Annotated in this window: 27 protein-coding genes, 2 tRNA genes and 1 riboswitch; of the genes, 9 read left to right on the top strand and 20 right to left on the bottom strand. The window is 36.6% G+C overall.

Annotation, left to right across the window (positions count from 1 at the left end):
- Positions 1–2: 2 nt before the first annotated feature.
- From BTM29_RS05505 to BTM29_RS13150, 8 genes are all read right to left on the bottom strand, one after another.
- On the bottom strand, positions 3–761 hold the full coding sequence (locus BTM29_RS05505; protein WP_225972245.1) for an AAA family ATPase: 759 nt from the start codon (positions 759–761) through the stop codon (positions 3–5).
- Between the two features lie 21 nt (positions 762–782).
- Positions 783–1,577, bottom strand: a complete 795-nt coding sequence (locus BTM29_RS05500; protein WP_076614551.1) for a DnaD domain-containing protein — start codon at positions 1,575–1,577, stop codon at positions 783–785.
- Positions 1,578–1,606: 29 nt separating this feature from the next.
- A complete protein-coding gene (locus tag BTM29_RS05495) occupies positions 1,607–2,356 on the bottom strand; it encodes an ERF family protein (protein WP_076614550.1) in 750 nt (249 codons plus the stop codon).
- Positions 2,357–2,358: 2 nt separating this feature from the next.
- Positions 2,359–2,901: a host-nuclease inhibitor Gam family protein gene (locus BTM29_RS05490; RefSeq protein ID WP_076614549.1), complete on the bottom strand. Its 543-nt coding sequence runs from the start codon at positions 2,899–2,901 to the stop codon at positions 2,359–2,361.
- Positions 2,902–3,299: 398 nt separating this feature from the next.
- Positions 3,300–3,578, bottom strand: a complete 279-nt coding sequence (locus BTM29_RS05485; protein WP_076614548.1) for a hypothetical protein — start codon at positions 3,576–3,578, stop codon at positions 3,300–3,302.
- A gap of 1 nt (position 3,579) precedes the next feature.
- Entirely contained in the window at positions 3,580–3,915 is a 336-nt protein-coding gene (locus BTM29_RS05480) for a DUF771 domain-containing protein (RefSeq protein WP_076614547.1), read from the bottom strand.
- The gene (locus BTM29_RS05475; RefSeq protein ID WP_125673057.1) at positions 3,902–4,300 is read right to left on the bottom strand and encodes a hypothetical protein; all 399 of its coding nucleotides are present in this window, start codon (positions 4,298–4,300) and stop codon (positions 3,902–3,904) included. Before BTM29_RS05475 ends, BTM29_RS05480 begins: the two co-directional genes overlap by 14 nt.
- 179 nt (positions 4,301–4,479) lie before the next feature.
- The gene (locus BTM29_RS13150) at positions 4,480–4,713 is read right to left on the bottom strand and encodes a helix-turn-helix transcriptional regulator (protein ID WP_076614545.1); all 234 of its coding nucleotides are present in this window, start codon (positions 4,711–4,713) and stop codon (positions 4,480–4,482) included.
- A gap of 141 nt (positions 4,714–4,854) precedes the next feature.
- Between BTM29_RS13150 and BTM29_RS05465 the strand changes: the two genes are divergently transcribed.
- The 3 genes from BTM29_RS05465 (at position 4,855) to BTM29_RS05455 (ending at position 7,602) form a co-directional block, all read left to right on the top strand.
- The gene (locus tag BTM29_RS05465) at positions 4,855–5,556 is read left to right on the top strand and encodes a helix-turn-helix domain-containing protein (RefSeq protein ID WP_076614544.1); all 702 of its coding nucleotides are present in this window, start codon (positions 4,855–4,857) and stop codon (positions 5,554–5,556) included.
- A 61-nt stretch (positions 5,557–5,617) separates the two neighbouring features.
- Positions 5,618–6,325, top strand: coding sequence for a hypothetical protein (locus tag BTM29_RS05460; protein ID WP_076614543.1), 708 nt, complete (start codon positions 5,618–5,620; stop codon positions 6,323–6,325).
- A 161-nt stretch (positions 6,326–6,486) separates the two neighbouring features.
- Complete coding sequence (locus BTM29_RS05455) at positions 6,487–7,602, top strand: tyrosine-type recombinase/integrase (protein ID WP_076614542.1); 1,116 nt, start codon at positions 6,487–6,489, stop codon at positions 7,600–7,602.
- A 200-nt stretch (positions 7,603–7,802) separates the two neighbouring features.
- On the opposite strand, the gene BTM29_RS05450 is transcribed toward BTM29_RS05455, so the two are convergent.
- From BTM29_RS05450 to BTM29_RS05435, 4 genes are all read right to left on the bottom strand, one after another.
- Positions 7,803–7,875 (bottom strand) — tRNA-Thr (locus BTM29_RS05450).
- An 85-nt stretch (positions 7,876–7,960) separates the two neighbouring features.
- Positions 7,961–8,033, bottom strand: a tRNA-Asn gene (locus BTM29_RS05445).
- A 64-nt stretch (positions 8,034–8,097) separates the two neighbouring features.
- Positions 8,098–9,387, bottom strand: a complete 1,290-nt coding sequence (gene serS, locus BTM29_RS05440; protein WP_076614541.1) for a serine--tRNA ligase — start codon at positions 9,385–9,387, stop codon at positions 8,098–8,100.
- Between the two features lie 283 nt (positions 9,388–9,670).
- Positions 9,671–11,119 (bottom strand): amino acid permease, encoded by a 1,449-nt coding sequence (locus tag BTM29_RS05435; RefSeq protein WP_083685930.1) that lies wholly within the window; start codon positions 11,117–11,119, stop codon positions 9,671–9,673.
- Positions 11,120–11,198: 79 nt separating this feature from the next.
- Positions 11,199–11,374: riboswitch (Lysine riboswitch) on the bottom strand.
- 91 nt (positions 11,375–11,465) lie between these two features.
- On the opposite strand from BTM29_RS05435, the gene BTM29_RS05430 reads away from it, so the two are divergent.
- The gene (locus BTM29_RS05430; protein ID WP_076614539.1) at positions 11,466–12,974 is read left to right on the top strand and encodes a helix-turn-helix domain-containing protein; all 1,509 of its coding nucleotides are present in this window, start codon (positions 11,466–11,468) and stop codon (positions 12,972–12,974) included.
- A 27-nt stretch (positions 12,975–13,001) separates the two neighbouring features.
- Here the strand turns inward: BTM29_RS05430 and BTM29_RS05425 are convergent, their stop codons facing one another.
- The 4 genes from BTM29_RS05425 to BTM29_RS05410 all read right to left on the bottom strand — a co-directional run bounded on the left by BTM29_RS05425 (position 13,002) and on the right by BTM29_RS05410 (position 17,186).
- Positions 13,002–14,036 carry a DUF916 domain-containing protein gene (locus BTM29_RS05425; protein WP_076614538.1) on the bottom strand — a complete coding sequence of 345 codons (1,035 nt, stop codon included), beginning with the start codon at positions 14,034–14,036 and terminating at the stop codon, positions 13,002–13,004.
- 4 nt (positions 14,037–14,040) lie between these two features.
- Complete coding sequence (locus BTM29_RS05420) at positions 14,041–15,021, bottom strand: WxL protein host-binding domain-containing protein (RefSeq protein WP_076614537.1); 981 nt, start codon at positions 15,019–15,021, stop codon at positions 14,041–14,043.
- Positions 15,022–15,117: 96 nt separating this feature from the next.
- Entirely contained in the window at positions 15,118–16,212 is a 1,095-nt protein-coding gene (locus tag BTM29_RS05415) for a DUF3324 domain-containing protein (protein ID WP_076614536.1), read from the bottom strand.
- Between the two features lie 128 nt (positions 16,213–16,340).
- Positions 16,341–17,186, bottom strand: coding sequence for a WxL domain-containing protein (locus BTM29_RS05410; RefSeq protein WP_076614535.1), 846 nt, complete (start codon positions 17,184–17,186; stop codon positions 16,341–16,343).
- A 131-nt stretch (positions 17,187–17,317) separates the two neighbouring features.
- Between BTM29_RS05410 and BTM29_RS05405 the strand changes: the two genes are divergently transcribed.
- A complete protein-coding gene (locus tag BTM29_RS05405) occupies positions 17,318–18,343 on the top strand; it encodes an IS30 family transposase (protein WP_043023465.1) in 1,026 nt (341 codons plus the stop codon).
- A gap of 199 nt (positions 18,344–18,542) precedes the next feature.
- Here BTM29_RS05405 and BTM29_RS05400 read toward each other — a convergent pair whose 3' ends face one another.
- Both BTM29_RS05400 and BTM29_RS05395 read right to left on the bottom strand, forming a co-directional pair.
- Positions 18,543–18,974 (bottom strand): LPXTG cell wall anchor domain-containing protein, encoded by a 432-nt coding sequence (locus tag BTM29_RS05400; RefSeq protein WP_076614534.1) that lies wholly within the window; start codon positions 18,972–18,974, stop codon positions 18,543–18,545.
- 115 nt (positions 18,975–19,089) lie between these two features.
- Complete coding sequence (locus tag BTM29_RS05395; protein WP_076614533.1) at positions 19,090–19,605, bottom strand: GNAT family N-acetyltransferase; 516 nt, start codon at positions 19,603–19,605, stop codon at positions 19,090–19,092.
- Positions 19,606–19,668: 63 nt separating this feature from the next.
- On the opposite strand from BTM29_RS05395, the gene BTM29_RS05390 reads away from it, so the two are divergent.
- Positions 19,669–19,992: a type II toxin-antitoxin system antitoxin gene (locus BTM29_RS05390; protein WP_076614532.1), complete on the top strand. Its 324-nt coding sequence runs from the start codon at positions 19,669–19,671 to the stop codon at positions 19,990–19,992.
- A 24-nt stretch (positions 19,993–20,016) separates the two neighbouring features.
- Entirely contained in the window at positions 20,017–20,820 is an 804-nt protein-coding gene (locus tag BTM29_RS05385; RefSeq protein WP_076614531.1) for an SPFH domain-containing protein, read from the top strand.
- A gap of 31 nt (positions 20,821–20,851) precedes the next feature.
- Here the strand turns inward: BTM29_RS05385 and BTM29_RS05380 are convergent, their stop codons facing one another.
- Complete coding sequence (locus BTM29_RS05380) at positions 20,852–21,505, bottom strand: nitroreductase (protein ID WP_076614530.1); 654 nt, start codon at positions 21,503–21,505, stop codon at positions 20,852–20,854.
- Between the two features lie 96 nt (positions 21,506–21,601).
- Here BTM29_RS05380 and tpx point away from each other — a divergent pair, with 96 nt between their 5' ends.
- A complete protein-coding gene (gene tpx / locus BTM29_RS05375) occupies positions 21,602–22,096 on the top strand; it encodes a thiol peroxidase (RefSeq protein WP_076614529.1) in 495 nt (164 codons plus the stop codon).
- A gap of 233 nt (positions 22,097–22,329) precedes the next feature.
- Here tpx and BTM29_RS05370 read toward each other — a convergent pair whose 3' ends face one another.
- A complete protein-coding gene (locus tag BTM29_RS05370) occupies positions 22,330–23,091 on the bottom strand; it encodes a flavodoxin family protein (protein WP_076614528.1) in 762 nt (253 codons plus the stop codon).
- A gap of 118 nt (positions 23,092–23,209) precedes the next feature.
- Here BTM29_RS05370 and BTM29_RS05365 point away from each other — a divergent pair, with 118 nt between their 5' ends.
- Positions 23,210–23,851, top strand: a complete 642-nt coding sequence (locus BTM29_RS05365) for an SDR family oxidoreductase (RefSeq protein ID WP_076614527.1) — start codon at positions 23,210–23,212, stop codon at positions 23,849–23,851.
- Positions 23,852–24,070: the final 219 nt, after the last annotated feature.

The following is a 24,070-nucleotide window of genomic DNA, read 5'->3' as shown; positions in this document are numbered from 1 at the left end:
TTTTAACTTCTCCTTTTGTCTTCGCCCACAAATTCAATATAATGTGAGGCGTCTTTCGTTAATAACCTGCTTACGATCTTTGGGTGATACATCGTTTGTAATTCTTTTCCAGTGTTATTAGTTGTTATAATATTTGTCTTACTTTTTCGATAATCGGCAATTCTAAATAAAACTTCTTGTTTGTGTTTAGTAGCCTGTTCAACATCTTTACCAGATTTAAACGTAGCCTCACTACCTAGATCATCTAAAACAAGAACATCGCAGTTTCTTATACATTGTTCCGCCTTGTATAATTCATCTTTATCCCAAGAATTATTATTCTTGTATACGGTCCACTCCAGATTCATGAACATTTCTACGCTGACGAACAAGCAGCTTAACTCACAACTCGGTATTGAGTTCAATGCATTTAATATACTGACAGCAAGCATCGTCTTACCACGTCCAGGCTTGCCACTGAATAAGTAATTGTCCTTAGAACCATCACGGATATTGGCGCCTATCCATTTAGCCCGTGATAACTCTTGTTGCAATTGTGTTGAATCAGCATTGAAGTCATTAAATGTCGTCTTTAAGTCATCAGGATCACTGACAAGCGAGCTTTTAAACATTCGCTTACGCTCGTTTTGATGCAGTTGTTTAGTGAATCGGATAGACTCCTGTTCCTGTCGCTTCTCTCGATTGTCATCAACGTTGTCGGGATCAATCTTGATGCCTTTTTTTGCTAATTTCTTAACCATTTGATCAATAGCAAATCCCATTGATACCACTCTCGCCACCTCCTAGTACGGCAATTCATCTCCAGCAATATCGTAATTCTGTGGTTGGTTTGAATAACTACTATGCTGATTCTGACTTGCTTTAATATTCTCCAAAGTAAATAAACTGTGTTTTAACCAGTCACTTAATATTGCTTGGGTGTATTTCCAACTTCGAGCGTTATTCTCAACACTTCGCGTAATAGCTAATTTGATGATCTCGATTGTTTCTTGTTCAGAAGTTCCCTCATCGGTAAAATCCTGAATGCTGTAATCAAGTTCTTGATTGACCAGCGGACTAAGAACTCCAATTTCCTGTTGATAGAATTCAAACAAGGACTTACGTTCGTCATCGTCGTTATTACTATTACTTGTTTCTTTTTTGTTTTGTTTTAGTTTATGTTTATTTAATGCTCTACTACTGCCTATACTGTTGTCTCTACTACTGTCTATACGACTGTCTCTACTAGTGCCTACACTATATGTAGACAAAGGCTCATTGTCTCTACTACTGTCTACACTATTTGTAGACACGTCATGGTATAAAACTTTAATTTGATACTTAGCAGCAACATTACCGCCTCTTGATTCCCAGACGATAAAACCTTTTTGCTGTAATGTATTTCTTGTCTTGAAGAAGTTCGCTTGTTTTAAACCAGATCTTAGACATAGCACCGATGACGCTACCGTAAATGTAGTCGACCATGCAGACTTATTGTTTATGGACATTAAGGCATGCCATAAGGCAATTTCTGATGAGTTCAATGGATTTAGTTCGAGCGAATCATAGAATGCCAAGATCTGTTTAAGATAATTCAAAGCGACACCTCCTTTGATGAAAGCAAGGATTAAACCGCTTGCTTCTTATTTTCTTTTTCTTGATTGCTTAGTTGTGCTTGTTTCCCTTGTTCAATACCCTTAGATAGATAAGTAATCATTTGATCACCAATAGCATTTGAGATGTCCTTAACAGTGGGTACTCCATACTTGTTAAATAGACTTGATTCAAATTCTTTTCTATCCATTTCAAATAATTCTGATGCTTGAGTGATCATGTCAATGATCTGATTTTCCTTAGCCTTATTAATCTTTTTATCAGCAAAGTTAGTTGTAGGCTTCTTAGTTTGATACTGGTTACTATTAGATCTATTGGAGTAGCTATTATTTGATTGATTTGACTTGTTCATAGAAGCACCATTACCGTCGTCATCAATGTCGCTTGTGATGCCTAGTGCAGCACTTAACGCATATCTCTTTGCATAAGTACCAGCAGAACCAGCTGCTTGAGCGTCATGCTTACCGGTTATAACTACTTGAAGTGGTCCAAACATGACATACTGACCACTTTCATGAGATACCAGTGTAGTAACAGATACGACACCAGCATTAACATCACTAGATAATTCCTGTGAATACACGATTCCACACGATTCTCCTAACGCCTTAATAGCATCATCGGCAGATTTAACTATGCCGTCTAATGTCACGTAATTGCTTTTAAAGAATGGATTCTCGGCTGTCTTAGAAGGCTGTGTTAACTTCTGACGAAACGCAATCATTCCTTTTGTCCACTTATCAATATTTTCTGACATTTGCATAATTAATCCTCCTTGATACTTACTGTCACAGATCTACCCTGTGGCTCTACTTCAATACCATCAACAGGAACACCATTTTCGGTAACCACTCTTCCATCTACAACAGTTGATGATTGTTTCAATGACTTCTTATTTAAAGTTTTCTTGATGAAATCATCTTCACCACTTTCTTCAAGTGACTTAACCGCAGCATTTTCATCTTGATAGTTCCATTTCTTTGGTGTCTTTCGATCTGAAATCTTTCCATATGGAGTGTTAATTTTAAAATCCTTATCCTGATCTTTTTTGATTCGATAATATGAAAGAAGCGTGTCTTGGAAACGATCAATAGTATTGTTATTTGTCTTTTGTTCAACTTCACGCCAAGTATTAATTCGATCAACCTCTTGATCAGCGCTTTCATCAATCGACTTATTTTCTTCCTTCAAAGCTTTGATTTTACGGAAATACCAATTAACTTGTTTTGGATCAAGAATTTCATTTGGTAACTGACTTTCCTCTTTTTGAATATTGTTAACTTCACTTTTAAAAAATGGATTAAGCATAGTTATTCCTCCTCATTGTCTTCGTCGTAATCTTGATTTTCGTTATTACTGTATGAAAAAATGCTTCTATATCTATCCTCATCGAAAAGATAGCTATCATCGTAGTTAGGTATCATTGATTTACCTCGTTTGTGATATAATTTATGTATTGAATATTTTCTAATTTTACTGACCTTCTATTTTGCGGATAGAAGGTCTTTTTTTATAATTTCTGGAGCAAGTTCTGTATATGTTTTGGTTAAATAACCGCTATTAGAAGAATGAGTTAACAATCTTTTTAAAAATTTCATGTTGTTTGGCTACCCACCTTTCATCAAAATCGAATAGTTCTAGAAGTCCTCCAAATTCATGTACAAAATATCCCGCTAAAAATGAAAGTCCTGCGATAAAAATATAAATCATAATGTTGCCAACTCCCAGAACCTGAAAATGTACGTGTGATACGGAGAATCGATGTAATTATTTCCTTTTTCTGTGTGTATTCTCATCTCTTCTAATTTATTTATATCTTCATCAGATATTTCAAATATGTATGATTTCTGGATTGAGGTATATCCCTTATGAATTGCTAACTTAATTTCCAATGGCAATTCTGAAAGTCTTCTCTGATATTCTCCTAACTCTCTTTCGTATCTACATTCTTTCTTAAATTGATCAGTATTAATCGATTCAAACATTTTAAAATCTTCCTTTCACAAAATATTGTGGGTGCTCGTCAACAAACTTTTTAAACTTTTTTGATTGAAACTTCCAAGGACTACCGCTAATTGGTGCATATCTGACGTAACCACCATTTTCCATGTCTAATTCTTTTTTTATGAAAGGTTGATCCAAAATTTTTTTGAGTGTTTTTGCGGAAACTTTTGTGATTTTGGTTGCCCATTTCATATTTTCGATTGGATCAGATTCAGGTTCACTTTGTAATTCGTGAAGTGTATCTTTGCTAATCCAGCCAAGAACCTTGTTATCTTTCTCGGCGATTACTTCAAATTCTATTTGCTTAGCTTCTAGCACCTTGATAGCTCCTTTCTAATACCGCTCTGTGAATCGGTATCTTATATTCGTTCAGTGTTTCAAATGCTGATAGGATCATCATTATTCCTGTATCCAGCATTTCGTTAGTGCAACTTGCTATTTCTAATTCGTCAGGTTTCGGCTTACTTAATTCTTGAATCAATCGGACAATAGCTGTATCGCTATCCGCGTCTTCTATTTGAGTTCCTACTAACATAGAAAACGAATTGCTATTGTACTTAGATAGAATATTAAGCATCGCTGATGGTAATTTAGTTTGGTAGCAAAGTACTGCTAGTTTAAAGCGATTATCTCCAACACCATTAGCGATTCCCCACAAATACCGTTCATCGACGTGGTGTGATTTAACAAACCATTTCTGCACTGTGCTTTTAACACACCCTGCAGCATCTCCGATGTTTTCATAGCTAAGATGATCCCGATTCTTTAGATCAACCAACTCTTTAAAGACATTTACATCGTTCAATTTTGATCACCTCCTTAATACGGAATGTCTATTCTTTGTTTCCTTATACAAAGTTATTATTAGAATGTTGAAGTTGATTAATTTTGTAAAACTTTTGTGGACGGTTTGAACGTAAAAATATCCTCAAAATTTGAACTTAGCAACGAGCTGATCTTATTCGCGGTCTTTGTCCCGACCGGCTTATGCTGATTTAAAATCGAAGATAGGTATGATTGTCCTACTCCCACTTCGTTTGCAAGATCTACTTGTGTGAAATTATTTATAATAAGAAGCTCGTTTATTCTGTCTTTATCTTTTACATAGATTGCCATTTCTCAATCACCTCTTTTTAAGTACATATATATAATAACACTTGTAAAACTTTTGTAAACAGTTTTTGTGTACAAATTTACACAAATATCAAAAATAAGTAAAACATTTGTTATACTTTTGCTGATGAAAGGATTGATTATATGCCTGAAAGAATTAATAAAAAACAGTTCGGACAAGAAATAAAAAAAATAAGAGATCAACATAGCTATTCGCTCCGTCAGGTATCGTATCAGTCAAAAACTGAATCCGAATCTGCTATTTCGCCTTCATATTGGTCTCTTATTGAACGCGGAGAACGCAATATACCTAAACCGGACACGCTAAAACGTATGGCTCACGGTTTGCGAGTACCCGCTAACATCGTTTTGTCTTTGGCTGGTTATCAAGAAACGACTGAAAACAAAATAATTGAAAACCTTGGAGAAATAACTCCATTCGATAATGAGGAGACGATTGCGATACCTGTTGTTGGAACTATTAAATGTGGGCCCGATGGATTGGCCTTATCAGATCAGACTGGTTATGAACCTGTTCAAAAATCAGAAATTGGGGATCCAAAAGATTATTTTTGGTTAAAAACAAAGGGCGATTCTATGATTGGCGATGGGATCTTTGATGGAGATTCCGCTTTAATTAGAAAAGATGTTGAAATTGAGAATGGGAAAATATATGCGGTTATTATTGATGGCGAAGAAGGAACATTGAAACATGTTACTAAAAAAGATAATTCTATTGTATTAACAGCGTCTAATCCCAGCTACCAACCAAGGATATTTGTAGGATCAGATATGAATGAAATATTCATTGCTGGCAGATTGATTCAAACAAAACGTACTTTTTAAATTTGTGTCCAACAACTGATGACGTTAAAAGCTGAATATATGTTACAAGGGGGACTCTACTATGTCTAAAAAAATAGTAGGAAAAGACGGAAAAGAATATACCGTTAAAGAAAAGAAACCATTTTATAAAAAATGGTGGTTCTGGTTAATTGTAGTTATTATTCTTATCGGGGTTGTGCCAGCGATGGTTGGGGGATCTGATGACGATAGTTCAAAGAGTTCTGATGTTAAAGACGCAAAGACCTCTAATACGACAAAAGATGCTGACGATTCAAATTCTGCTAAAAGTAAATCTAAGACAATTGAATTAGATAATGATGAAGCAACTGTTCTTAAAGAAGTTAGTTACAATCCAAATTATAATGACGATTCATGGGCTGGAACAAAAGTAAATATTGATAGAGTTAAAGTCGCAACAATCAAACCCTTTAAAGACGAAGAAGAAAATAACAATGTTTACAAAGGAATTGTTATTGTTCACTTTAACGTAAGTGCATCTCAAGATATAGACTTCTACCCTACACAAGGAACGTTAGTAACTAACGATGGGCAACAAGTAGATGCAAATTCATATTCTAGTGATAATTTTGATGGTCAAATTGCTAAAAATGCTAAAAAATCAGGAAATGTTATGTTCACATTGACAACGTTGGATAATCCTAAAGATCTAAAAAATATTAGATTGAAGTGGGACGCTGATTACGATACGGACAACATGGATGACGATAACGCATATAAAACTTATGATATTACAATCAATTTAGATTGATGAATAATAAGCCTTGATTGGCTTTTTATTTTTAGCTTCAAAAGAACATATGTGCCCCTATACGAAACGTATAATAGTTGACTCGTTTCTTTTATGGCTCATTCTGATACAAATATCTATAAATTTAACGGTTAATCGAACAAAAGAAAGGAAAATGTATTATGTCAATTAAAAAAAGAAGTGGCAAGTGGGAAGCTCGCGTTTCATATAAAGATAGCCACGGGAAATACCGAACTAAAAGTGCAACCTTTGATCGTAAAAGTGCTGCACAAGATTATGAAAGATCTATGTCACTTGATAAAAAGAAATTAGATTTTGAAAAGATAGATATTTCTCTTTTTGATTACTATACAAAATGGTCTAAATTATATCGCTACCCTAGTGTTAACGAAGATGGTGTTAAAAGATATAAGAATTATGGAAAAAAAATAAAAGAACATTTTGGCAGTAAGCGACTTATTGATGTGACTAGATCAGACTATCAAGAATTTATAAACGAGTACGGTAAAACAAAATCTAAGTCAACAGTTGGCCGAATGAATTCGTATGTAAAGGCTATGTGTGAGGAAGCTATCGATGAAGGAATCATGCGGCGAAACTTTACTAGAAATGTAAAAATAGTTTTTGGCGTTCAACCAGTAAATGAGGAAGATAAATATTTGCAACTAAGCGACTTCTCTAAATTGCTCCATCATGCAGAGTTAAGGTATGACCTATCAAATACATCAGCATTAGAAGTAATATTCATCGGAGCGTCTGGAGTTAGGTTTGAGGAAGCTCACGCCTTGAGCTGGAATAATGTTCACTTTGAAAATAATACCGTCACGATTATGCAGGCTATCCCGTCGGGTAAGAAAGATATTAAAGATACTAAGAATCGAACATCGACTAGAACCATCACAATTAATCCCAAAACTATGGAACTGTTAAAAAAACAAAAGACTATTCAGGAAAATTATTACAAGTCTAAAAATATTAAAAATGAACATGATTTTGTATTTAGAAATAAGAAGCAGGAAAATCCAAGTAACAAAGCCGTCAGCGATATGATCAAAGAGCTTCTAATAGAAGCAGATATTAAAGATGTGATCACTCCACATGGATTAAGACATACCCATGTATCTTACCTATTTGCCCACAAATTCAGTTTACTTTATGTTTCCCAGCGTGTCGGACACGCTAGTCCTGAAATAACACTAAAGACTTATGCCCATATCATGCGTGCTGTTCAGCAGGACGAGGATTCCCGTCTGGAGGGCTTATTCGATGATTTTTAGCACAACTTGTGCAAACTTCTGTACCAAACTTTTGCACGTTGAGTGTTTTTATTTTTGTCAAATATCACTTTGTGCAAAGGAATGTGCACACGGTTTTTATTTTCTCTTCCTTTCTCAGAAATAAAAAAAGTAGGAAAGCTGAATTAACAGCCTCCCTACTTTTTGTTTACACGAACTTCCGTTCTCTTTTATTCTCAAAATGCCATCTGCAGGATTTGAACCTGTGACCGCCGGTTTACGATACCGATGCTCTACCAACTGAGCTAAGATGGCATAAAAACGCCTATAAAAAAATACATCTAATTCATATGAACTAGATGTATTATCGGCGCACCTAGGTTTTCCTAAGTAATTTTAACTCCGGATGTCAGACTCGAACTGACGACACCCTGATTAACAGTCAGATGCTCTACCAACTGAGCTAATCCGGAATAATTAATAGTCGCTTTTCAACAACTATTAAATTCTATCAATCTACTAATAAAAGGTCAACATTTATTTGGCATTTTCTTTAGTAATTTTTGTAACTCCACCCATATATGGTACTAAGATATCAGGAATCGTTACTGATCCATCTTCATTTTGGTAGTTTTCAAGAATTGAAGCCACACATCTACCAACAGCCAAACCTGAACCATTTAATGTATGAGCCAATTTTGTCTTACCAGATTCATCACGATAACGGATCTGAGCACGACGTGCTTGGAAGTCTAGACAATTTGAGCAACTTGATATTTCACGATACTTGCCTTGTCCTGGTAACCATGTCTCAAGGTCATATGTCTTAGTTGAACTGAAACTAGCATCCCCACTTGATAATACGATCACGTGATAAGGAAGATTCAACTTCTTCAAGATATTCTCAGCATCAGCTGTCATTTTTTCCAATTCATCAAATGATTGTTCTGGCTTAGCAATCTTAACCATCTCTACCTTGTTGAATTGATGCATACGAATCAATCCACGTGTATCACGGCCTGCACTACCAGCTTCTGAACGGAAACTTGGTGATAAAGCAGTTACCTTTTCAGGAAGTTTTGCACCATCAAGAATCTTACCAGCAAAGTAGTTAGTCAATGGAACTTCAGCCGTTGGAATCAATGTCAATGGATTCTCATCAACCATAACGGTATAAACATCCTCAGTAAACTTAGGGAATTGAGAAGTACCAAACATTGCTTGATTATTTACCAAGTATGGTGTGATCATTTCTGTGTAGCCTTCTTCTTGGTGTTGATCCAACATAAAGTTGTAAACGGCACGTTCAAGTCTCGCACCTAAGCCAATGTAGTAAACAAAACGACTACCAGAAACCTTAGCAGCTTGGTCAAAATCTAAAATACCCAAGTCTTCACCGATTTCCCAGTGATGCTTTGGTGTGAAGTTATATTCTGGAATATCTCCCCACTTGCGAACTTCCGTGTTGTAGCTTTCATCAGGACCAACAGGAACTGAATCATCAGGAATATTAGGTAGACGAACCAAGATATAATTCATCTTATCAGCAGTATCTTCAAGATTCTTATCGATTTCTTTAATATCACTACCAACTTGCTTCATAGCAGCGATTTCTTCATCAGCATTTTCTTTATTACGTTTCTTAGTAGCAATACCTTGCGAAACTTTATTTCTTTTTTCTTTCAAAGTTTCACTTTGAACTAATAATTCACGACGATTTTTGTCTAAGTCTAATAAATGATCAATCTCTTCAGCAGTAACGCCACGTGAAGATAACTTATCCTTAGTCCAGTCTGGATTTTGTCGAATCATTTTGATATCTAACATATACTTTTCCTCCTAAATTATATAAAAAAATAGTCGCTCATTCCCAAATAAAGGGACGAAACGACTATTTTCGCGGTACCACCCAGTTTCAATGTACATAAATACATTGCACTCTAAGACTTTATCGGATCAATCCGAACGGCATTGCCCGTTAGCCAGAATACTGGAATAAAAACCTTAACGATTCACACCAACCATCGCTTCTCTGGAAGATTCTTTAATAGGTACTCTATTAGCTTTTGTATTTATCTATATCATAATTTAAAATCACTCAAAATTCAAATTAATAGTGATATTGTTTCTTTACTTCTTTAACGTCAATATCTTCAAGCTTCAAGAACTTGGTATGATATCTGAGTTTATAATATGCCCAGCAGACAAATAGTATAATCAACCCACTGTAACTTATCAATAAACGTACAACGTTGAAATCAACCAATGAACGAATATCTTGGCCAATAATAATGATGATACCTAAGATGATGGCAAGAATTGGTCCAAATGGGAACCACTTGGCCTTGTACTTCAAATCATCCAAGTCATACCCCTTGTAAAGATAGGCTTTTCTGAAGCGATAATGTGAAAACGCAATACCGATCCAGGCGATGAATCCTGTCAAACCACTTGCAGCAACTAATAATTCATAGAATGAATCACCATATAAACTGGTGAACAAAGCTGCCCCACCAACTAATGCAGTTAATAGTAGAGAAAATATCGGAACACCACGATTATTGGTCTTTTCAAAGATATGTGGTGCCATGTCATTCTTGCTCATTGACCAAAGCATACGACTAGCAGCATATAATCCAGAATTAGCTGCCGAGATAACAGAGGTCAAAATAACAGCATTCATAATACCTGCAGCTAGTGGAATACCAACCTTCTTAAAGACGATGGTAAACGGACTGATAGCAATATCTCCAGCACCTGAACCCAAGAGGTTCGGACTAGTATATGGAATCAATGCTCCAATAACAGCGATCGAGAAAATATAAAACAATAAAATTCTCCAAAATACTTGTTTGATAGCCTTAGGGATACTTTTTTCAGGAGTTGCTGACTCACCGGCTGTGATACCGATCAACTCAGTACCTTGAAATGAGAACCCAGCAACAACGAATACACTCAAGACAGCTGGCACACCGCCAACAAACGGAGCATTTTTATATGTATAATTAGATAGGCCGACTTCTCCGTGACCACCCAATATACCCATAATCGTCAAGACACCTGCAATTAAAAACACAATAACTGCAGTTACCTTGATAGATGATAACCAATATTCAGTCTCCCCAAACGAACTAACGGAGACCAAGTTAATAATCAATAAAACAACCATAAACGCCAAACTGATCTTCCATGATGACCAGTCAGGGAACCAATATCTGACAACTAGCGAAATAGTTGAAAGATCAACGGCCAGTGTAATTGCCCAATTGAACCAATAATTCCAACCCAAAGCAAATCCAAATGCAGGATCAATGAACTTTGTTGCATAGGTTGAAAAAGATCCTGACACTGGCATATAAGTCGCCATCTCTCCTAAACTAGTCATTAAAAAGTAAACCATGATACCAATAGCAACGTACGCTATCAATGCACCTCCGGGACCGGCCGTTGAAATCGATGAACCACTTGCGACAAAAAGTCCAGTACCGATCGACCCACCAAGGGCGATCATGGACAGATGTCTAGTCTTCAACGAACGATTCACATCAGTATTTTCCATTTTCTTCGTTTCTCCCATCTTGGATTAAAAAAATCCTTATTACCAGAAGAAACTACTGATAATAAGGATTTTCATCCAAACGACCAATAGCTCAACGTACAAATGTACGACAGTCCGCTATTTTTTAAATAACGGCCCAATCAAATCACCGAATAGGGGTGAGTTGATTTCGGCATTTCCACCTTTTACACTAAATCTTTGTACCCTATAGTACTCAAAAGTGCTAATAATTGACAATGCGCCTCTATCTGATTACAAAATATTATAAATAAATGTTAACATAGTAGCAAGTGGTGTCACAAATAATTATGATTTAATTTAATATGCCTATTCGGGGGAATGAAACATGTTGGAGCAAGTTTTCTTAGTTAAACAAGATGTTGAAAAATATCGAATGCTTTCTGTTATCAAAGCCTTACCGCCTCAAGAGCTCAATCTTAGTAATATCAGTAATAGAATGAGCTTTACATATCAGAAGACTTACAATATCTTCCAAGCATTATTAGAAGATATCATGGAAGTCGTGCCGACAATGGATCCTAAAGCCACAAAAATAGAATCAATCGACTTCTCGATGATTGCCATCGATACCTATAGATTGTATCTAGTTCAAAATTCCATCGTCTTCCAAGCTTTTAATTATGGCTTAACTAACGCTAACCCATCTTTTGAAGCATTTAGTAATGAACATTTTACTAGTAAGTCGACTCTTAATAGAAGAATGTCTGCCTTTAGAACATTCCTTAAACACTTCGGATTGAAAATTTCTAATTCGACGCTGGAAATAAAGGGCGATGAAAAAAACATTCGTTGGATGGCATACTTTGTCTATTGGTATATCTACCATGGTCAAGAATGGCCATTTCGACTTATTCAACAAGACTCCATAGACGGCATTATCGACCGTTCTGACAAGACCTTTAGTAACCCTATCACTTATATTCAGTTCGAATATTTCCTCGCCATTTCAAGGATTAGACTGATTAAACGTAATTATATTAACAACATGGACACTTATGACGATGTCTTCAATAATCAAAAGCTAGGCTCTGATGTTTTACGTCGTGAAGACTACTCCATCGTCCCCACTAATGCTCTAGATAACGAGAACAAACTGATCAACTTATTCCACAAAATGGTCTTCCAAACTAGTGCCGAGATTTATAAGGAACCAATGAACTTTGACGTTAGGATCAATCCTAAGTTTTATGCTTTGGTTTATCACTTTATAGATTTCTTAAAAGAACACTATCGAGATGACATGACAGTCTATCATAATCAAAAAGTACTAAAAGATATCATGACCTACGTTTCACGAGACATCATCTTCTATTACATAATGGCCAATGATGGAATCGTCAAAGGTAACTATTATGACAAAGATCCAGAAGATACCAAGCACTTCTCATCCCTCTATCAAGATATATTGACATTTTTCTCAGGTGTCGATGAGGAAGAATACAAAGGTGTCAAAAATGCGGCTGAAGCTATCGCTTATGACCTATATCAGATATTACCTAGCTACATAAATACTATCCGTAAAGAAGATTATATTCATGTCAAAGTCCTAGTTGATCCCGGAAACCCTACCGAAGAGGTCGTCTTGAGAAATATTAGAACTTTGGAATTCATCGATGTAGTTCCTAGTGATCAATACAGCAACGTCGACGTCTTAATAACGACTCTAGATGTCTTACCTAGAGATGAAGAGATGGAACTCTATCCTGATAACATGCAAGTTGTATCTTGGAATATAACTGCTTCCAGAACTGATTATATCTGGCTGTTAGTCAGATTGAACTCAGTTTATGTGAACAAACTAAAAGCACGTGACGCTAAGAAAGCAAAAAAATAGACCTTACGGTCTATTTTTTTTGTCTAATTATTTACGAACTTTCTTCTTTTTACCGTGAGAACCAGTGGCTTTATTTCTTTGTGAGTAATACAAGTACATCCAAAGAACAACAAATACCAAGACAACAATACCGACAATGATAATTATCCATTGATTAGTGTGATGCTCTTGAACAACATTTTGTTGACTCTCGATATCATCCACAGAACGTTTACTTACCGTAATCGTACGTGTAAATGACTTCTTATATCCTTTGCTAGAAATCGTAATTTTAGTTTTATACTTACCAGCACTCAAGTCCTTGATCGGTATAAAATAATTGAATTTAGAATTTGGTGCAATCTGTAGATTCTTAGCACTGTAATTCTTAACTTTTCCATAATGAGTTATTTTAGCTTTTAGCGTTGCCTCATTTAAGTTGATTGGAGCAGTATTGTCCAAAGTATACGCAATACCTGAGTTACCTGCTACAGACTTAGGGTAAGCGTTAGTCATATGCATGTTAAGTAAGACTCCGTCGTCTTTTGAACGTAACACTACACCTTTGACATAACGAACTTGGTTCTTAATATTAATATTCTTAGATTTGGTAGGACTAACATTGGCTGTTGTTGTCACACCACCCAAAATAATCCCTGTGTACTCCTCTGTAGGTGATTTGACCTTGAACGATACAGTTTTAGCTTGTCCTACTTTCAAGTTGACAGAGGTCTTTTGCTTGCCATTTAGCAATGATGTAAGTGACGGATTCTGCCCTTTATATAATTTAACATTCTCTTTGTCATAACCAATAACTCCGGAGTCAGCTGTATAAGCGTTATTAACTTCAGCGGATACCTTGATTGGTTTTGCACCAGTATTAATGATCATAATTTTTAATGTCTGTTCCTGATTAGGTTCAACTTTCAAATCAAAGTAAGATTCGTTTTTGTCGACCTGATTATCAGGTAATATTGCTTGAACTGAATATGATTTATCAGTTGCGGCGTCTACTTTAGTAGGTAATAAAACACCCACCAAAAGCAACACCACAGTTGATAAGAATATTAATAATTTTTTCATGCTTTTAACTCCTATTCTGACGCCATAGTCCCCAGAAAATAAGGAAGATTAGTGAAACAAGTACTAACACAATTAAAACATATGTAACGGTCTTGTCATATACAAGGTTCTTACAACGCTTGTTTATATCATTGGCCTGTTTCTCAGTTATGGTATAGGTCTTCTTAAAGTTCCAGACCGCCTTACCACTTCTTGCGACACCACTTACCTTGTAAGTCCCTGCTTTGATCGGTGTTTGATTCTGATTGAACTCAATTGGCACCTTTGAATTAGGTGCAACCTTTGGATAAGTCAAGTCAGCAATCATAGCGTTAGGTCCTAGATTGAACCGATCCAACCAACTTTCACGTTTGACCTTCATATGCACAATTACCTTCTTCATAATTCCGGGTTGTGTATTTTGTAGGTTAACATATATGAACGGCTGACTGTGCTGTACTCCCAATGACAAATCGTATAGTTTCAAAATTCCACCAACGGATTTATTGTCCTCTGTTATCCAGACTGGTACCGAAGACGATCCACCACTTGGTCTTGTCGTGTCATAAATATTGAAACCACCCATAATTAGACCCTTTATCTTCTTATCAGGAATCTTAACTTTAAAAGTTAAATCCTTAGTTTGATTAGGCTTGAGTGTGACCTTTTGTTCCTTTGTCATAGATCCAAATGAAGCTTGTAGTCCGAATTGGCCGGTTTTGACATTATCAGTGTAGACCATTTTGCCATCTGCGGACGTTGTAGCGTTAGTTGGAACTACCTTTAGGTATAGCTTCCTAATCCCAAAGTTACTTATCGAGATCTTGATGTCTCTTTCTCCACCATCTTTACTGATAATTTGAAATCTATCAGTCACGTCTGAGTCACCTACTAATGGTGTGACAGTAACACCATCAACATCTGCGAAAGTAGTTGTAGATGCGTTAAAGAATCCAATTATTAAAAAAGTAGTCATTATAAACCAATAAATCCATTTTTTATTCATATCAAAACCCCATTAGTATTATCTCTACCTATGATAATACTAAAAAAGCTGCTCCAAGTCTTGGAACAGCTTAATTTATTTTTTTATTAACAAATATTAACGACGACGACGGTTATTAGGCTTGTTGTTGCCACTGTTGTCACCCTTATTATTGTTCCTTCTACCAAGGTAAATACCTAATCCTAGAATAATTGCTAATGCAAGAACTCCTAATAGGATATATAGCCATAGATAGTTAGGTTTGATACCGGCTAGCTTATTGTACTTAGCAGCGTCTGAATTCGTGATTGTAAAGTCCTTGTTTATTTCCCAAGATCTAATACCATCTTTTGTCTTCAGCTTAAGTTTAAGATGATAACTACCTGCTTTAAGAGCCTTACTACCCCAAGAAATAGAGTAATCATATCTTGATGTTGGGGCCAATGCTTGGCCACTCTTATTGTCAGTAATCTTAAATGACTTATCATCTTTCTTAGTAACAATTGCTTTAGTATTCAATTCACTAATATATGCATTATTTAAATTAGCTAATTTAGCTACAACCCCCGGCTTAGGACCACCACTTTGTGAAACTTGTGCTGGCTTAACTGTTGCTACAGCAAATTTCACATCTTGATTAGAACTAGTAGTCTGATGAACTTGAATAGGAATAGAATAACTAAACTTATTTTTAATTAATGTACCATTTGACGAAACGGTTCCTTTAGCCTTTTCCTTATAAGGACTAACCGTGAAGGCACCCATTAAAGTACCTTTGTATTGCTTTTCAGGTATCTTCATCTTGAATGTAAGTGTAGCCATTGTACCACCAGGAACTGAAAACACAGCATTCTTGGGAGTAAATAAACTACCAGTCTGTATTTTTAGATTAGGGTCTGACACTTTTGCTTTATCAAATGAAACTGAACCTTGATTAGATGTGTAAGCAGAATTAACACTTACATAGAACTTTCTCTTACTCTTGGCTTTATTCAAGACTCCAAGTTTGACCTCAGTCTCATCGCCAGGTTTACCAGTAATCTGATAATTACCTTGATCAATATTAACGTTATCAGTATCATCACCTGCGACTTTAAGTGCATAATCACCTGAAGTTGCCGCTTTTGTTGATACGGTATTAAAAGAAAGTCCAAACATTAACGAAAGGATTGCAATCATTAATACAGATATTCTTTTCTTTGTTTTATTCATTATTTCCCTCCTGAAATATAAACGATTACATCACTTATAATAATGCCATTTTTTGAAAATAAAAACCACTACTATCGTCAAGTAGTGGTTTAATTAACATTATTTTTAACTACCGATTGAGCTAGTAATTAAGCTTTTGGTGTTGCTGCATTTGTTGAAGGTTTTGCAGTTAATGTCCATGTGATTTCTGATTTAAGTGATTGTGCAGTACCAGGAGCAGTACCATCACCGATACCGTTAGCAATATCTAATGAAGCACTATTGGCATCTTTATATGATGCTGAGATAGGACCAGTAGTATAGTCACCACTTACGTCCATAACATCTGTAGCTGCACCATCTATATTAGTTTTACTAGTATCATTACCTGTACTTACTACATTACCTGTTGTATATTGGTCACCAACTTTACCAATATTTTCACCCTTAGCATTAACTAATCCTTGCTTAGGAAGGTTAAGGTTAAATGCACTTGTTGTTGTAACAGCATCTGAAGTAGTTGCATCCTTGAATGCACCTAATTGAGCACTTAATGTAAATCCAGGAGTTTGGCTACGTGATTCTGTAACTTGTAGCAAACCTTCATTGTTACCATCAACACCGTCACCAGTTGCTGCGTTTGACTTTAAGTTAACAGTTGTACCTGAAGCACCTGAACCAAATCCAAAGTCTGGAACAGCGTCAAGTGTTAAGATACCTGATACAACTGTTACGTTAGCATTTGATGTTGCTGTTGCTGAACCAACAGTAGAACCATCACCAGCATCATAAGCGATTGCAAGATCTGAATCCTTGCCGCCAAGTACTCCGGCATCTTGTCCTTCTTTCAAATCTGTAGTTGGAGTAACTTTATTGTCTGAACCTACAAGACCTGATGTTGTAGCAGCAAATGCTGTAGTTGCTGGAGCAACCATTCCTAGAATCATACCTGTTGTAGCTAAGCTACCTACTAAAACGTTTTTTGATAATTTCATGTTTATATCCTCCCTCGATTTAAAATTGAAGTGCAACACCTGCTCTACTAGACCAGTTCTTTATTCAGACTAGTCAAAAAGGCCATGAAGACCTATTCTTAATTCACCACAAACAAGAAAGAGGTATCTTCATGACCCGAATTAAGAATATCATATCTAATCAGTATCACCAACTCAATTTAGCTGAACGTGGTCGAATTGAAGCCCTAAGGGGCTTAGATTGGTCCATCCGCCGGATTGCCAAGGCTCTTCATCGTAATCCCAGTACGATTTCGCGTGAATTAAGACGGGGGACAACAACACAGATTAACGCTAATACTCGTATCTTCGAACAGTCATATCTGGCGGAAACTGGCGAAGCAGTTTATCGTAAGCACCGGCTAAACAGCTGTTATCGTGGACTCTTTGATCACTGTCAAACCTTCTGTAATGCTTTGGTTACAGCTTTAAAAGCTCGCCCCAGAATGCATAGTGTGGATACTTTTGTTCACCAATTCAAGACTAATTACCCAGGAGTTGTCTGTCCCTCAACACCGACGGTGTATCGATACATTGATGACCAGCGTTTAACTATCCGTAATTCAGACCTACCAGCTAAACTCCGTCGCCGAGTCAAACGTCCCGGAACAAAGCATCACCGAATCAATAAGAAGAATCTGGGCCATTCAATCGAAGAGCGTCCCACTGTGGTTCAAGCACGTCAAGAGCTTGGACACTGGGAAGGTGACTTGGTCAAAGGTAAACGAGTTGAATCTGAGCCAGCATTAATGACTTTGACTGAACGTGTTAGTCGTTTAGAAATCATCGTTAAACTTCCCAATTATCATGCCGACACTTGCTTGAAAGCCCTCCAGAACACCTTATATGACTATGGAACTGAGTACTTTAAAACCATTACTTTTGATAACGGTGCCGAGTTCTCAAGCTTGAGCCAAGTGGCGGGAACGGACATCTACTTTGCCCATCCTTATTCACCATGGGAACGCGGAACCAATGAGAACACTAACGGCCTTTTGCGCGAGTTCTTCCCGAAGGGTAGATCCTTGGTTTTGGCCTCACTCATTGATATTCAGCTGGCTCAGGATACCTTAAACAACCGGCTGCGGCGGTCATTAAACTATCGTTGCCCAGCCGATCTAATGCCTGAACTAGCTTAGCAACTAGACCACTTCTAAGAATAGATTCTTAGTGTTGCACTTGATTTGACAATTGAGGTGTTTATATCCTCCCTGATATAAGAAAATTATTTTTTTTTTACTTCTTCTTGATTACGATTACTATATTATCAGATTTTATTTTCAATACGCTTCACATTTCGTAAAGTGATTTTTCAAAATCTGAACTTTCTTGTAATCCTTAATCAGTGGCAAAAATGCGGATCTTCTTCGTATAAAAAGCGAACAGACCAATCAAAATTGAAAAGCCCATGATAATATATCCATACTCATGCGCATCTCCCGTTTGCGGATAAGATGACATATTATTGACGTTAACTGATGGAGTAACATTACTTGTATCTTTTACAGTGGCTCCGGTATTATTACCGGTGTTGTCATCTGACAAAAGAACGTTGGCGTTAGAACCATCAGCACCACTGAGACCATCTGTATTAGCTACAACGGCTTCAGAACGTGCGATTGATCCATTAGAGTTGTTAGTTGATTCAGCAATAACATGATTAACACTGAAACCACCGACAACTCCCAGAACAATTACGGCAATTGCAAAATAACCGACTATTCGCTTTTTCAATTTGAGACTTTTTCTGGTTCTTTGTCTTTTTTTCATATTGAAAAACCTCTCATTAAAAATAAGTCTATTATCTCTTTACCGATTACTATGTTAGCATGTATATTCTTTCTACAAGTTCGTATTTATTAAGAAATTCTTACAAGAAGTGAACCTAGCCTTTCAGCAGGTAATACCTGAGGATCTTGTCATCCCCACCAAGGAAGTTTAAAGCTTGATTTACTTCATAAATATATTTGAAATTATGTTTGACAAGTAGTTTTTGCGGAGCAATGTTGTCCTCTTCAGCCGATGCCCACAACTCTATCAATCCTAATCGTTCAAATCCATACTTAATTATCAACTCAATAGCTTCACTAGCTAGACCAAGACGTCGATACTTTCCTTCTATTATAAAGCCGACTTCTCTGGTCTTTTGTAATTCACCACTCATCCCTCTTTCGTTGAGTTCAATAATTCCTACCATTAAAGAACTCTCCTTGAGTGCTATGCAATATGAACCAGGGGTTTCCATATATCTATAGAATATCTTCTTTGCTTCATTAATATCTGTCGTATATTCCATACCTGACAAATCATGGTTGGCCTTATTCTTCACTAATACATAGAAGGAATCAAAATCCCCCTCCTCAAAATTTCTAATAATTACCTTTTTCCCAATTAAGTGCATCTTTTCTTCCTCAATTAATATATTTTATTAACACTAATTATATCAAAGTGATATCATATAGTTATGGCAGATAAAAAATTCTTACTTCGCTTGGATGAGGATCTCTACCAAAAAGTTGCAAAAAGAGCTGAAGCTGATAACCGAAGTGTTAATAAGTATATTGTGCATCTTTTACAAAATAACACAAAAGAAACTACCTTCGAGAATCGGCAATTTGTAGGACAGACAATAAAAGGGAGCGACATATTAACAGAAAGTGGATTAGTCAACGTCAGCGGTATCTATTATCGCTACATAATAGCCGACTCCACACAAGTTGATCCTACGGGTTTATACACAATTCTTGGCGCAACAGGCAACATCCTCACCCTTCAACAAGTCAAATAATAAAAAAAGGATAGGTTGAATACAATGTTTGGGATAAAAATCGTTCATCAAAATCATAAAGGCCTTGTGGAGCTATTGGGGAAATATCACCACAGTGTCGAAGCAGGTCTCCATTTCTATATACCTATAATAGAGAGAATATATTCAGTCAGTCTTGCAATGAATCCGTTAAGACTACCTGATTATTCCATTATTACTAAGGATAACGCCGAAGTTCGTGCTAGTTTGACACTTAACTATCACACAACTGACGCTGTTAAGTACAAGTATGAGAATACTGATTCAGTTGAATCAATGTCACAGCTTGTTCGTGGACATCTTCGTGACATAATTGGTCGTATGGATTTGAATGAAGCATTGGGTTCTACTTCTAAGATCAACCAAGAATTGGCTGCTGCCATTGGTGATTTAACAAATACATATGGCGTCAATGTTGACCGTATCAATATTGATGAATTGAAACCATCTACATCAATTCAAGACTCTATGGATAAGCAACTTAAGGCTGACCGTGAACGTGTCGCTGCGATTGCTAAAGCCGAAGGTGAAGCTAAGAGTATCGAACTTACTACTAAAGCCAAAAATGAAGCCTTAATTGCTACCGCAGATGCACAAGCCAAAGCAACACGCACGCGTGCTGATGCCGAAAGTTATCGTATTACACAGATGAATGAGATCCTGAACCAAGCAAAGTCTGGATATTTTGAGAACCAAAGTATCGAAGCTTTCAAGGAACTAGCTAATTCACCTACTAATACCGTCGTCGTATCTGGTGACAAGATTGGTGAAATGGGCAAAATACCCGTTATTAAGAAAATGTTAGAGTAAAAAATAGTCGATTGGGAAAAATCCCGACCGACTATTTTCTTATATCCAATATATTATCTACATCTGTACGAGTTGTTTTGATACAATTCAGCTTACTATCGTCTGGATATCCCATCGCAATACCAATAACAACCTCTTCGTCATCAGGTATCAACAATTCTTTTTTCAAGATATCAGGATAAGTCACCAACGCATATGCTGGAATAGTCCCAATTCCCCAACTTGTAGCTGACAACATCAAAGTTTGACCAAAAGAACCAATATCATAAATCGTAAACTCACTGGCGTTCTTTTTGGCTGTCAAGTAGGCAACAGCTGGTGCATGGAACAAGTCAGCTCTAGCTTCTTGGAATTCAGGTAAATCAGTGCCCTGGTCTCCAAGTGCTTCTTTAACTGAATCACCCCACTCTTCGATGTTTTTCATCGACAAATCAGACCTATTATCACGATGTGGTGTGGTGATATCTGTATTACTTGGTAAGTTGTTCTTCTTTGCGTTCTTATATTCAGCTTTAATTCGATCCAAAACGCCATCTTTAGCGACGTAAACATGCCATGGCTGTGCATTTTGCCATGACGGTGCGTGACTGGCATCTTTGATTATTTCTTCTATTAAACTATCAGATACTTCTTCGTCATCAAATGAACGAATTGATCTTCTTTTATATATTAAATTCTTCCCCAAAACAGTATACCCTTCAATCTTATTTTTAGGACTTCAATCCATTTTAAACTATAATTAGATTATTAACAGTATTTTTTCGGAAAGGTGTGAACTTTTATGGATTTAGATTTTAAAGGCAAAGCAGTTTCTACTATTGGCACTCCTGTCAGCGTGGGTGAGAAGTTTCCTGACTTCACAGTACTAGATAAAGATAACAAGAGTATTACATTAGATAGTTTGTTGGACAAACCGCTATTGATCAGTGTCGTCCCAGATATTGATACACGTATCTGTAGTCTTCAAACAAAGCACTTTAATCAAGAGATCGATGGTCATACAGAGATCAACTTTGTTACGATCTCAAAGAATACCATTGAAGAACAATCAAATTGGTGTGCTGCAGAGAATGTTAAGAACATGAAAATGCTCTCAGACACTAATCATGACTTTGGTGAAAAATCCAAGTTATTTATTCCCGATTTAGGTATTCTAGCACGTTCTGTCTGGTTTGTGGATACAAATAAACAAGTTCTTTATTCAGAAATTCTTAAGGTACAAGCTACTGAACCTAATTATGATAAGGTTTTGGACCAAGTTGATCAGATGAATTAGATTACTTGTTCCCTCAGACTTTCCTTGTAAGCGCGTGATTATACACAATTTCTTTTCTTTTATATAGTCTTTAAATAGTTGTGCTTTACTTGGTTGTTCCCTCAAACTTGCTTTTGCAAACGCGCAATTATACACAATTTCTTCCGCTTAACGCTAAAAATGGCGGTCAACACTTTCGTGTTGGCCGTCATTTTTTGTGTTAATGCTCGGAAATTCCCGTGTATAATTGCGCTCTATCTTCTTCGGTGTTTAACAAATGTAACAAAATGCAATATTGAACCTAACAACACGAAGAAAATAATGGTAAAGCTCACATAATCTGTCCAAAAGTTACTTGGCATTACTTGTTTCAATGGTAACTGTATGCCCATTGTAATCAATGCCATTATAGCAATCATAAAAAATAGCTGAATATATCTCTTCACGGTAGAATCATCCTTTCGTTTCTTTTGAGAAATCTTGTGGCCATATTTTGCACACAACTTTAATTTACTTTCTGGTACTTCTTTCATACCAAAGGTTCCTGGCAATACTATCTCGCCTGTCTTGATAACTCCTGCAGCTGACATGACGCGGTCGATCGTCTTGAACGTATCATCAGTTACTCCTGTAACGAAGTTCTCTAAGGTGGATACGTAACACGATGAGATGCTCAGGTAGTGTTTATCTTTAAATTTTCCGGGGATCGTATCGCCATTTTCTTTGAAATAAACGAACTTGGGACGCATACAATCGAAAAAGTTCTTTAATACTCCTGATAATTCACGCCAATAAGTTGGTGCCGCAAATACCCAGACGTCACTTTCAGCTAACTTGGCTGATAACTCATCAAGGACTTCATTTTTCTCATGATATTTGTGTGGGGTAATATCATAATCTTCAAGAAAGATTGTTTCAGTTTCAACCCCGGAATCAACGTTTTCCAACACAGCACTCAACAACTTGGCGTTTATTCCATGTTCTTGATGAGCCGCTAGTATTCCTAATACTTTCAACTTATACCCTCCCTAACTTACTGATAATCTACGGACCAATACATATCAGTAGCAAATTATAATTAATATTGTTATGGTTACTTATAACAGTACCATATCAAAAGGAGGAATTTTATACATGAAAGTACTAATAATTGGTGCCCATGGTAAAGTGGGACATCTTCTAACTGGCGAATTACAATCAAACAACATCGAATTTGTTGCCGGTTTGCGTAATCAAGAACAAATAGATGCCTACCAAGCTAATAATATGGAGACACAATTCATCGACCTCAATGCTTCACTTGACGACATTGGCAACTCTATCAAAGAATCTGGTGCAGACGTTATCGTATTCTCTGCCGGTGCTGGTGGCGCTGGATATGATATAACTATGGAGATCGACCTTGATGGTGCAATCAAGACAATGATTGCGGCCGAAGCTATTGGTATCAAGCGTTATGTCATGGTAAGTTCAATCTTCAGTGATGACCGTAGTAAGTGGGAAGCCTCTGGAATCAGACCTTACATGATTGCCAAACATTACGCTGACGAGCATCTGCGTGGGAGTAACTTGGACTACACGATCATTCACCCAGGAACTTTAACTAATGATGATTCCATTGGTAAGATTGAAGTCCTTGACCCTGAAAAAGGTGGCTCAATTCCAAGAATTGACGTTGCTAAGTCAATCGCTACAATTATTACTAACCCTAATACTATCAAGAAGGAATATTCAATTATCAGCGGTGATGTTGATATTGATAGTGCATTTAAGTAGGTTGTTGTAAACTTGCTGAAACGCGCTACTAAACACAATTTCTTCTTATCTTACTTTTTTAGATTCTAAAAGATTTGTGTTTTACTTCTTTTTCTTCTCAAACTTGCTGAAACGCGCTACTAAACACAATTTCTTCCGCTTAACGCTAAAAATGGCGGTCAACACTTTCGTGTTGGCCGTCATTTTTTGTGTTAATGCTCGGAAATTCCCGTGTTTAGT

This window comes from Companilactobacillus allii (genome assembly GCF_001971585.1).
Lineage (GTDB): Bacteria > Bacillota > Bacilli > Lactobacillales > Lactobacillaceae > Companilactobacillus > Companilactobacillus allii.
The sequence above is the reverse complement of the archived record's forward strand: the minus strand, read 5'-3'. Positions and strand labels throughout refer to the sequence as shown.

Coding starts and splice junctions, on each gene's coding strand:
- BTM29_RS05490 (WP_076614549.1), bottom strand. CDS start 2,901: ATGCTTAATCCATTTTTTAAAAGTGAAGTTAACAATATTCAAAAAGAG.
- BTM29_RS05415 (WP_076614536.1), bottom strand. CDS start 16,212: ATGAATAAAACAAAGAAAAGAATATCTGTATTAATGATTGCAATCCTT.
- BTM29_RS13150 (WP_076614545.1), bottom strand. CDS start 4,713: ATGGCAATCTATGTAAAAGATAAAGACAGAATAAACGAGCTTCTTATT.
- BTM29_RS05425 (WP_076614538.1), bottom strand. CDS start 14,036: ATGAAAAAATTATTAATATTCTTATCAACTGTGGTGTTGCTTTTGGTG.
- BTM29_RS05385 (WP_076614531.1), top strand. CDS start 20,017: ATGTTTGGGATAAAAATCGTTCATCAAAATCATAAAGGCCTTGTGGAG.
- BTM29_RS05395 (WP_076614533.1), bottom strand. CDS start 19,605: ATGCACTTAATTGGGAAAAAGGTAATTATTAGAAATTTTGAGGAGGGG.
- BTM29_RS05495 (WP_076614550.1), bottom strand. CDS start 2,356: ATGCAAATGTCAGAAAATATTGATAAGTGGACAAAAGGAATGATTGCG.
- BTM29_RS05365 (WP_076614527.1), top strand. CDS start 23,210: ATGAAAGTACTAATAATTGGTGCCCATGGTAAAGTGGGACATCTTCTA.
- tpx (WP_076614529.1), top strand. CDS start 21,602: ATGGATTTAGATTTTAAAGGCAAAGCAGTTTCTACTATTGGCACTCCT.
- BTM29_RS05400 (WP_076614534.1), bottom strand. CDS start 18,974: ATGAAAAAAAGACAAAGAACCAGAAAAAGTCTCAAATTGAAAAAGCGA.
- BTM29_RS05420 (WP_076614537.1), bottom strand. CDS start 15,021: ATGAATAAAAAATGGATTTATTGGTTTATAATGACTACTTTTTTAATA.
- BTM29_RS05435 (WP_083685930.1), bottom strand. CDS start 11,119: ATGGAAAATACTGATGTGAATCGTTCGTTGAAGACTAGACATCTGTCC.
- BTM29_RS05460 (WP_076614543.1), top strand. CDS start 5,618: ATGTCTAAAAAAATAGTAGGAAAAGACGGAAAAGAATATACCGTTAAA.
- BTM29_RS05485 (WP_076614548.1), bottom strand. CDS start 3,578: ATGTTTGAATCGATTAATACTGATCAATTTAAGAAAGAATGTAGATAC.
- BTM29_RS05455 (WP_076614542.1), top strand. CDS start 6,487: ATGTCAATTAAAAAAAGAAGTGGCAAGTGGGAAGCTCGCGTTTCATAT.
- serS (WP_076614541.1), bottom strand. CDS start 9,387: ATGTTAGATATCAAAATGATTCGACAAAATCCAGACTGGACTAAGGAT.
- BTM29_RS05410 (WP_076614535.1), bottom strand. CDS start 17,186: ATGAAATTATCAAAAAACGTTTTAGTAGGTAGCTTAGCTACAACAGGT.
- BTM29_RS05430 (WP_076614539.1), top strand. CDS start 11,466: ATGTTGGAGCAAGTTTTCTTAGTTAAACAAGATGTTGAAAAATATCGA.
- BTM29_RS05505 (WP_225972245.1), bottom strand. CDS start 761: ATGGGATTTGCTATTGATCAAATGGTTAAGAAATTAGCAAAAAAAGGC.
- BTM29_RS05390 (WP_076614532.1), top strand. CDS start 19,669: ATGGCAGATAAAAAATTCTTACTTCGCTTGGATGAGGATCTCTACCAA.
- BTM29_RS05405 (WP_043023465.1), top strand. CDS start 17,318: ATGACCCGAATTAAGAATATCATATCTAATCAGTATCACCAACTCAAT.
- BTM29_RS05465 (WP_076614544.1), top strand. CDS start 4,855: ATGCCTGAAAGAATTAATAAAAAACAGTTCGGACAAGAAATAAAAAAA.